Source organism: Acidocella sp., assembly GCF_028687955.1.
Taxonomy (GTDB): Bacteria; Pseudomonadota; Alphaproteobacteria; order Acetobacterales; family Acetobacteraceae; genus Acidocella.
The window spans coordinates 1-9172 of sequence record NZ_JAQTZC010000050.1 but is presented as its reverse complement, the minus strand read 5'-3'; the positions used below and the strand labels follow the sequence as shown (position 1 = coordinate 9172).

Genomic DNA, 9172 nt, shown 5'->3' with positions numbered 1-9172 from the left:
GGCGGCGGGATGCACGGCCCGCGGCACGGGCGCGGCGGGCGGATGGCCCGGTTGCTCGAACATGGCGACCTGCGCCTGCTGGTGCTGCATCTCATCAACGAGAAGCCCCGGCATGGCTATGAGATCATCAAGGCGATCGAGGATCTCTCCGGCGGCGCCTATGCGCCGAGCCCCGGGGTGATCTACCCGACACTGATGATGCTCGACGAGCTTGGCCAGGTGGCGAGCGCCGCCGAAGGCAGCCGGAAGCTGTTCTCCATCACCCCGGAGGGCAAAACCAGCCTCACCGAGGCGCAACCGGCCGTGGACTCGCTGCTGGCGCGCATCGCGGCGGCGCAACCGCGCGAGATGGCGCCGCCGGTGATAAGGGCGATGGAAAACCTCCGCACCGCGCTGCGGCTGAAGCTGGAAAACACTGACCGGGCCAGCGGCACGATCCGCAGGATCGCCGACCTGCTGGACAGCACGGCCCGCCAGATCGAGGATCTGTAAAGCGCCTGGGGCAGCCCGCCAGGCCGCCCCGGTTGGCGTTGCCGCCGCTTAATGCTACCGCCGCGAATGTGAAGAAGTTCTATCAATCCGCCCCTGCCCAGGCGTTCATTGCCTGGGCCGCCGCGCGCTACCTTACCCTTGCCGCGCGCACGCTGCGCTGGCGGGTGGAGGGTGAGGCAAACCTGCGGCTGATGGCCGGAGACACACCCCTTATTGTGGTATTCTGGCATGAATGTCTGCCCGCGATGCCCATTTTTTGGCTGCGCGCCAAACGCCTGGGCATGAGCCGCCCGGCCGTGGTGCTGGCCAGCCAGCACCGTGATGGCCAGCTCATCGGCCGGGCGGTGCAGCATATGGGCATCGCCCTGGTCTCTGGCTCCTCCTCGCGCGGGGGGGCTGCGGGGTTGCGCGGGCTGCTCAAGGCCCTGGACAATGGCATGCATGTCGGCCTCACGCCTGACGGCCCGCGCGGCCCGCGCCGTACCGCGGCACCAGGCGCCGCTCAGCTCGCCGGTCTCAGCGGCGTGCAAATCCTGCCCTGCGGCGCTGTCACCTCGCGCGCAAAAACCCTGGACTCCTGGGACAAGATGCGCCTGCCCCTGCCCTTTGGCCGTGGCGCCCTGGTCTGCGGAGCGCCGGTCAGCGTCTCACGCGAGGACTGGCAGGCCGGTGTTCCCGCCATTGCCAGCGCGCTTAACGCCGTGATGGCCCGCGCGGCGGAGCTGCTGTGATCCTGCCGGCCTACAACGCCGCCATGCGCCTCGCCGCTCCGGCGCTGCGGCGCATGCTTGCGCGCCGGGTGAGCATGGGCAAGGAAGACCAAGCGCGCCTGAACGAGCGTTTTGGCATTGCCTCCCTGCCCCGCCCCAAGGGCAGGCTCGTCTGGTTCCACGCCGCCAGCGTGGGGGAGACTATGTCAGTCCTGCCGGTGATCCACGCGCTGGCCGGGCGCGCGCAGGTTCTGCTCACCACCGGCACCCTCACCTCAGCCCGGCTGGCGGCCGGGCGCCTGCCCGGCTTTGCCCGCCACCAGTTCGTGCCGCTGGATCATCCCGTTTGGGTGGCGCGCTTTCTAGAGCATTGGCGGCCGGAGGCGGCGGTATTCGTGGAGAGTGAACTCTGGCCAAGCATGCTCACCGCCTGCGATGCCCGGGGCATCCCGCGCCTGCTCATCAACGCACGCATCTCCGCCCGTTCGGCCGCCCGGTGGCGGTGGCTACCGCCACTGGCCATGCGCCTGCTCGGCGGGTTTCGCGCCGTTCACGCGCAATCGCCGGGCGATGCCGCCAATCTGCGCGTCCTTGGTGTGGGCAATGTGCTGGAATGGGGCAATCTGAAGTTCTTTGCCCCCAAACTTCCAGTGGATGCCGCCGCCTTGGCCGCGCTTCACCTCGAGATCCCCGGCCCGCTGTGGCTTGCCGCCAGCACGCATCCCGGCGAGGAGATTGTCATCCTGCAAGCGCATGAAGCGCTGCGGGAAGCCCATCCGGATTTGGTCACCATCATTGCCCCGCGCCACCCCGAGCGTGGCGCGGAAGTGGCCGCCCTGGCCGCCGCGCCACGCCGCAGCCTGCGCGAGGCCCCATGGCCGGGCAAAATTTATGTAGCCGACACGCTGGGCGAACTCGGGCTGTTCTTCCGCGCCGCGCCCTTCGCCTTCATCGGCAATTCGCTGGCGGGTTTTGGCGGGCACAACGTCATCGAACCCGCGTTGCTGGCCCGCCCGGTCATCACCGGGCCGCACAATGAAAATTTTATCGAGGCCGCCGCCCGGCTGCGCGATGCGGGCGCATTGGTTGAGGTGGCGGATGCCCTGGGCCTTGCCGCCGCCGCGCGGAACTGGCTGGACGACCCCGCCGCCGCGCAGGCTGCCGGAGCCGCCGCGCAGGCGGCGCTTAGCATGGAGGAGAACTTGCCGGCCCGGCTGGCCGGGTTGATCCTGGCCGCCATGCCATGAAAACGCCCGCCTTCTGGGCTAAACGCGGCATTCTGGCCCACGCTCTCAGCCCGCTTGGCGCGCTCACCGCCATGCTCACCGCCCGGCGAGTCGCCAAAACCGGATTCAACCCAGGCATCAGGATCATCTGCGTCGGCAATGCCGGGGCGGGCGGGGCGGGCAAAACCACGGTGGTGCTGGATTTCCTCGCCCGGCTGAAAGGCCCCGCCTTCGTGCTCACGCGCGGCTACGGAGGGCGGCTGGCTGGGCCGGTCCTGGTAGATCCCTCCATCCATACCGCCGCCGACGTGGGAGACGAGGCGTTGCTGCTTGCCGCCGCCGCTCCCACGATCGTATCGCGCGACCGCGCCGCCGGGGCCAAACTAGCGCTGGCCGAGGGCGCCGCCGTGGTGGTGATGGACGACGGGCTGCAAAACCCTTCGCTGATGAAAACGCTCTCCGTATTGGTGATCGACGGGGGTTACGGCTTTGGCAACGGCATGTTGCTGCCCGCGGGCCCCCTGCGCGAGCCGGTGGCCCGCGCCGCCGCGCGCTGCCAGGCGGCGGTGCTCATCGGCACGGATGAAACCGGGGCCCTGGCGGCGTTGCCGCCCGGCCTGCCGGTGCTGCGTGCCGCGCTGATACCCGATTGCGCGCAAAACCTTGGCCGCCGCCGCGTGATCCCCTACGCCGGGATCGGCCGGCCGGAGAAATTCTTCCGCTCGGTGCTCTCGCTGGGCGCGGATATTGCGGCCACCCACGCCTTCCCTGATCATCATGTCTACACCGCCCTCGATTCGGCGCGGCTGCTGAATGAGGCATCGGAGCTTGGGGCAACACTGGTGACAACCGCGAAAGATTACGTGAAACTGCCGCCCCGGCTGCGCGCGGCAAGCCTGATGGTGAGCGTGCGGCTGCGCTGGGAAAACCCCGACGCGCTGGAGGCCCTGTTGAAATGAACGATATAAAACTGGCGCACCGCGCCGAGGCCCTGCTGGTGCGCGCCGTACTCGGCCTGTTGCGGAACCTGGCACCCGCCACCTCAGCCCGAATCGCGGGTAGCGTGGCACGCGCGCTCGGCCCGCTCATTCCGGTCTCGAAAATCGCCGATAAGAACCTGCGCATGGCGATGCCCGCGCTGGACGCCGCGCAGCGCCGCAAGATCATCGGCGAGACCTGGGAAAACCTCGGCCAGACGGTGGCGGAACTCACCCGCATCGGCGAGCTGCACCAAACAGAATCCGGCCCCGGCTATATCGTCACCGGCTGGGAGGAGCATGTCGCACCGGCACTGGCCAAGGGCGGCCCGGCGATTTTTTTCACCGGGCATATCGGCAACTGGGAGATCATTCCCCCCGCGGCGTTCTCGCGCGGGGTGGATATCGGCTTCATGTACCGCGCGGCCAGCAACAAGCTGGTGGACGATATCATCCTGCGTCTGCGCGAGGCCAATTTTGGGCGCCAGGTCATCATGTTTCCCAAGGGCGGCGCCGGCGCCCGGCAGGCTTATGCGCATCTGGCGCGCGGCGGGCGTTTGGGCATGCTGGTGGACCAGAAGCTCGACAACGGCATTTCCGTGCCGCTGTTTGGTATTCCCGCGATGACCGCCTCGGCCATGGCCAGCTTTGCGATCAAGTTCAAATGCCCGGTGCTGCCGGTGCATGTGGTGCGCATCGGCCCGGCGCGCCTTCAGGTTATCTGCGACGCCCCCATGGCAATCCCTGATACCGGCAACAAAGACGCCGACGTGGCCGCCCTGACGGCTGAAATGAACCACATCCTGGAGCGCTGGATCCGCGAGAAACCCGGCGCCTGGCTCTGGCTGCACCGCCGCTGGCCGAAAGCCTTATACAAATAGCCGGTGCCAATTGCCCCGCCACGCGGTAAGATGCGCGCATGACCTTCTGGCGCACCAAAACATTAGCGGAGATGAGCAAGGCGGAGTGGGAATCCCTCTGCGACGGTTGCGGGCGCTGCTGCCTGCATAAATTGCGCGATGAGGACACCGATGAGATAAGCTTCACCAATGTCGCCTGCCGCCTGCTAGACCTGAAGACCTCCCGCTGCTCGGACTACGCCAACCGGCGGACCAAAATCCCCGATTGCGTGCAGCTGACTCCCCGGAAACTTAAAACTGTTGATTGGCTGCCCCCCAGCTGCGCCTACCGCCGGCTGGGCGAGGGCAAGGATCTGCCGCCCTGGCATCCGCTCATCACCGGCCGGGCGGAAAGTGTAGCCGAGGCGGGCGCGGGCGTGGCCGGGCGGGTGTTGAGCGAGCGTGACGCCGGGCCGCTGGAGCACCATATCGTCGAATGGCCAGGCAAACTCCCCAGGGTCCGGCGATGAAGGCCCCGGAACTCACCACCGAGATGGTTCCAGTGCAGGGCGCGCTGGCTCAGGTGGCGTTCCGGCGCTCGGCGCGCGCGGCCAAAATCTCCCTGCGGATAGACCCGGCGCAGGGCGGCATTGTCATCACCCTGCCGCCGCGCGCCTCGCGCCGCGCCGGCCTCGCCTTATTGCAGACGCATGAGGCCTGGGTGGCGGAAAAACTGGCCGCCCTGCCGCGCGCCCTGCCCTTTGTCCCCGGCGCGGTGGTGCCGGTGGATGGGGTGGAACATGTCATCCGCCCCGTCGCCGCCGGACATGGCGGCGCCTGGATCGAGGGGCGGGAAATCCTGGTTACCGGGGATGCGGAATTTTTAAGCCGCCGCGTGGCTGATTGCCTGCGCCGCCTGGCGCGCCAGAGGCTGACCGCGCTGGCCGCCGAGAAGGCGAGGCTAGCGGGGGTCACCCCCAGATGCGTGCGGGTGAAAGACACGCGCACCCGCTGGGGCTCCTGCGCGCCAGATGGCACGCTGGCCTTTTGCTGGCGGCTGATCTGCGCACCCGCCTTTGTGCAGGATTACGTCGTCGGGCATGAGGTCGCGCATCTGCGCCACATGAATCACGGGCGGCAGTTCTGGACGTTGACTGAACAGCTGACCGCGCACCGTATTGCCGCCAGCGCATGGCTGGGCACGCACGGCCCCGCGCTGTTGAGGATCGGCGGATAGATTAAGCTTACGCACCAATCGAGAAAGGCCACGCTTCGTGAAAGCTGTCGCATTTACCCATTCCCGGCCCATTTCCGCCTCTGATTCTCTGGAAGATTTCGACCTCCCCGTGCCTGTACCCCGGCATCATGACCTCTTGGTCGAGGTGAAGGCGGTCTCGGTCAATCCGGTGGACACCAAGCTGCGCCTCTCTGGCGAGCCTTTGGGAGAGCCGCGCGTGCTGGGGTTCGATGCGGCCGGGATCGTGCGTGAGATCGGCCCTGACGTGCAGCATTTCGCCGTGGGGGATGAAGTCTATTACGCCGGGGTTCCCACGCGGCCGGGCACGAATGCGGAGTATCATCTGGTCGATGACCGCATTGCCGGCCACAAGCCGAAATCGCTCAGCTTTGCGCAGGCGGCGGCACTCCCGCTGACAAGCCTGACCGCCTGGGAAATGCTGTTCGACCGTTTCCGGCTCCCGCGCGCACAGGGCACCAGCGGCACGCTGCTCATCGTCGGCGGGGCTGGCGGCGTCGGCTCCATGGCGATTCAGCTGGCCGCGCAACTCACCAGCTTCACGGTTGTGGCTACCGCCTCACGCCCTGAGACCGCGGACTGGTGCCGCGCGCTGGGCGCGCATCATGTGCTCAACCACCAGCATGATCTGGCGACTCAGTTCTCGCAGTTCAGCCTGAACGCGCCTGAGCATATTTTCTGCGTCACGCATCAACGCCAGCATTTCAAGAAACTCACCGAGCTGCTCGCCCCGGAAGGTGCCATCGGGATCATCGAATCCGATGCCACGGCGATTGACATCTCAACGCTGCTCAAAAAATCCGGCACGCTGCATACGGAGTATATGTTCGCGCGCGGTATTCTGAAGCCGCCCCAGATCACGGCGCAGCACCTCACGCTGGAGGCTATCGCGCATCTGGTTGACAGCGCCACGCTAAAAACCACGATGACGGAGAATTACGGCACGATCAACGCGGCCAACCTCAGGCGCGCTCATGGTGCGATCGAAGCTGGTTCGGTTCGTGGCAAGATCGTGCTGGAAGGTTTCTGATCACACGCAAGCACAGAACCTTCAGCACATAGCCGAAGGTTCTGTGCCTATTTTGCCAGGCGGCTGATTGCGGTCAGCTGTTCAGCCCCGTCTCGGGCGAAAGCGCGTTGCGGCTGGCCAGGCAAGGCGAGATGAACAAATAGCCTCGATAGCCTCCGGCCAGCGTCCGTACCGAGACCATCAACCAAAATCCGGCCAGTGCAACGACGAGTATGGCGCCGAATATGGTGAAAAACGCCATCCCCGTCTGCACGCCCAGGTTAAGCGTGGCCAAGGTGAACACGCCGAGCGGAAAGGTGAACCCCCACCAGCCCATGTTAAAGGGCAACCCCTCGCCCAGATAGGTGAGCGTGATGCCCGCGGCCATGAACAGCCACCAAGCGCCATAGCCCCAAAACACCAGCCCGCCGATGACGCCGATGCCATGCGCGACGGCGCCGATATCGGCCATGCCAAGCCCGGCCAGAACACCCGGCGCATCATGCCCCAGCACCAGCAGGCTCAGCGCGCCGGTGCCAAGCGGCCCCAGGGCAAGCCAGCTAGAAACCGCCATATCGCGCTTGGGCAACTTGTGCAGCACCAGCCGCAGGAACAGCACCACCAGCACGCCGCAAGCCAGCGGCACAGAAAATGCCCAGAGCGCATAACAGAAAAACAGCATATTCGCGGCGGCCGCGGGGGTGGCCAGATGCGCCAGCAGCAGCCCGCCGCTGGCGGCGGTCACCTCCGCGGGCACAATCGGCAGCAGCCAGATCGCCGTCATCGAGTCAAAACTATGCGTCTGGCGGGTAAACATGAGGAACGGCACGAGCAGGCCAAACCCGATGGCCAGCGCCGCGTCGATCCACCAGAGCGTGAGCGCGATGCCAACCGCCCGCTCCCCGATCAACGCAATGCCGAAGGCGAGAAACCCGTTGATGATCGTCGCCAGCCCCATGGGGATGGCGCCCAGGAACATCGGCATCACCGAATGGGTGAAAATCGGCATGGCATCGCGCGTGAAAAAGATCCAGCGGGCCAAGTACAGCGCCGTACAAAGCACGAACAACGGAATGTTGACTAGCCAAAGCCCTACCGCGATCTGATGCAGGAATGGCAGTTGCAGCGGGAACAGGTTGAGCGCCAGCGCCACCACGCCGGTTCCCATGGTCACGGTGAACCAGTTCGGCGTAAACTGCCGGATGATCTCGCGCGGATGCGCATGGTACGAAAAAGGCTTGGACAACGTGAACGACATGGAAAATCCCTTTGATTTCGGCCTCAGTATACGGCGCAGTATATATTTACTAAAATCGAATGTTTTTGTTGTTTCGTTCAAATAAATTGGTTAATTTCATTACCCGCCGGTAAGCCTGTTTCAAGAATTGAGTGACCATGACCCTTGAGCAACTCCGTATTTTTATCGCGGTCGCGCAGCGCGCGCATATGACCAAGGCCGCCGCCGCGCTGGGGCTTGGACAATCAGCTGTGAGTGCCGCCATCGCGGCGTTGGAGACAAGGCACGGTACCAAATTGTTTCACCGGGTGGGGCGCGGCATCGCGTTGACTGAGGCGGGGGAACAGTTTCTGGGCGCCGCGCGGGCCGTGCTCACGCAGGCGGAGGCGGCGCAGGCGCTGCTGGAGGACCTCGCCGGAACCACACGCGGACGGCTGAGCCTACAGGCCAGTCACACGATCGCCAGCTACTGGCTGCCCCGGCATCTGGTTTCGTTCCGGCGCGCCTATCCGGGCATTGAAATCGCGCTGACCGTGGGCAATTCCATGCAGGTGGCGCAGGCGGTGCTGGAGGGCACCGCCGAGCTTGGCCTGGTTGAGGGGCCGGTGGAGTTTCCCGTGCTGCTGAACCTGCAAGTGGCGCGCGACAGCATGATTCTGGTCACAGGGCCGGAACACCCCTGGGCAGGCACGGAAAAACTGGCCCCCGCGCAGCTCACCCAGAGCGAATGGGTGCTGCGCGAGCAGGGCTCGGGCACGCGTTTGGAATTTGAGCATGCGGTGGCGGGGTTTGGGTTGAACATCGCTGATTTTCGCGTCGCGCTTGAACTGCCCTCCAACGAGGCGGTGCGCGGCGCGGTGGAGGCCGGGCTGGGCGCCACCGCGCTCTCCGCCTCCGTCGCGGCCCCCAGCCTGGAAGCCGGGCTGCTGCGGCAGGTGAACTTCCCTCTGCCCGAGCGCGCGTTTCATCTACTGCGCCACCAGCAGCGCACGCCCAGCCGCGCCGGGGCGGCCTTCAGCGCCCTCATCCACCCCGGCTGAGGCACCGCGCATGGCCGGCAAACCATCCAGGACGAAATTTGTTGCATTCAAAAGCTCCGCGCTGGGGCCTGGTGAGATGCGAAAACTGGTGCTGCCAGATGGCCGGGCGATCGCGATTTATAACGTCGAGGGACAATTCTACGCGACAGATGATTTATGCACGCATGGAGGCGCCTCGCTCACTGAAGAGGGCGTTCTGAGCGGTCGCATCATAGAATGCAGCTGGCATTTTGGCAGCTTCAACGTCACCACCGGTGAGGTGGTGACAACACCATGCAGCAGAGACCTTAGAACCTACCCCATTAGCGAGGCCGGCGGCATGCTGTACATCGAGGCTTGAACCGCACGCGGCAAACACGGAGCGCGATCGTTTGAGGTTCGCTCAGC

At 65.7% G+C, this 9172-nt stretch carries 11 protein-coding genes; 10 read left to right on the top strand and 1 reads right to left on the bottom strand.

What is annotated here, in order from left to right; translation table 11 throughout:
* From PHE40_RS07850 to PHE40_RS07815, 8 genes are all read left to right on the top strand, one after another.
* The coding region (locus tag PHE40_RS07850) for a PadR family transcriptional regulator (RefSeq protein WP_299960448.1) at positions 1 to 492 on the top strand (492 nt) is incomplete at its 5' end.
* Between the two features lie 68 nt (positions 493 to 560).
* A complete protein-coding gene (locus tag PHE40_RS07845; protein ID WP_299960445.1) occupies positions 561 to 1223 on the top strand; it encodes a lysophospholipid acyltransferase family protein in 663 nt (220 codons plus the stop codon).
* A complete protein-coding gene (locus tag PHE40_RS07840) occupies positions 1220 to 2449 on the top strand; it encodes a 3-deoxy-D-manno-octulosonic acid transferase (RefSeq protein WP_299960442.1) in 1230 nt (409 codons plus the stop codon). Before PHE40_RS07845 ends, PHE40_RS07840 begins: the two co-directional genes overlap by 4 nt.
* Positions 2446 to 3387: a tetraacyldisaccharide 4'-kinase gene (gene lpxK / locus PHE40_RS07835; protein ID WP_299960440.1), complete on the top strand. Its 942-nt coding sequence runs from the start codon at positions 2446 to 2448 to the stop codon at positions 3385 to 3387. The genes PHE40_RS07840 and lpxK overlap by 4 nt, the downstream gene beginning before the upstream one ends.
* Positions 3384 to 4286: a lysophospholipid acyltransferase family protein gene (locus PHE40_RS07830; RefSeq protein ID WP_299960438.1), complete on the top strand. Its 903-nt coding sequence runs from the start codon at positions 3384 to 3386 to the stop codon at positions 4284 to 4286. The genes lpxK and PHE40_RS07830 overlap by 4 nt, the downstream gene beginning before the upstream one ends.
* 38 nt (positions 4287 to 4324) lie before the next feature.
* Positions 4325 to 4774 carry a YcgN family cysteine cluster protein gene (locus PHE40_RS07825; protein WP_299960435.1) on the top strand — a complete coding sequence of 150 codons (450 nt, stop codon included), beginning with the start codon at positions 4325 to 4327 and terminating at the stop codon, positions 4772 to 4774.
* Positions 4771 to 5481 carry a M48 family metallopeptidase gene (locus PHE40_RS07820; protein WP_299960432.1) on the top strand — a complete coding sequence of 237 codons (711 nt, stop codon included), beginning with the start codon at positions 4771 to 4773 and terminating at the stop codon, positions 5479 to 5481. The genes PHE40_RS07825 and PHE40_RS07820 overlap by 4 nt, the downstream gene beginning before the upstream one ends.
* 37 nt (positions 5482 to 5518) lie before the next feature.
* Positions 5519 to 6529 carry a zinc-binding alcohol dehydrogenase family protein gene (locus tag PHE40_RS07815; RefSeq protein ID WP_299960429.1) on the top strand — a complete coding sequence of 337 codons (1011 nt, stop codon included), beginning with the start codon at positions 5519 to 5521 and terminating at the stop codon, positions 6527 to 6529.
* Positions 6530 to 6602: 73 nt separating this feature from the next.
* Here PHE40_RS07815 and PHE40_RS07810 read toward each other — a convergent pair whose 3' ends face one another.
* Positions 6603 to 7766: a TDT family transporter gene (locus PHE40_RS07810; protein WP_299960426.1), complete on the bottom strand. Its 1164-nt coding sequence runs from the start codon at positions 7764 to 7766 to the stop codon at positions 6603 to 6605.
* A gap of 137 nt (positions 7767 to 7903) precedes the next feature.
* Here PHE40_RS07810 and PHE40_RS07805 point away from each other — a divergent pair, with 137 nt between their 5' ends.
* The gene (locus tag PHE40_RS07805; protein ID WP_299960423.1) at positions 7904 to 8785 is read left to right on the top strand and encodes a LysR family transcriptional regulator; all 882 of its coding nucleotides are present in this window, start codon (positions 7904 to 7906) and stop codon (positions 8783 to 8785) included.
* Between the two features lie 10 nt (positions 8786 to 8795).
* Positions 8796 to 9125: a non-heme iron oxygenase ferredoxin subunit gene (locus PHE40_RS07800; RefSeq protein WP_299960420.1), complete on the top strand. Its 330-nt coding sequence runs from the start codon at positions 8796 to 8798 to the stop codon at positions 9123 to 9125.
* Positions 9126 to 9172 lie beyond the last annotated feature (47 nt).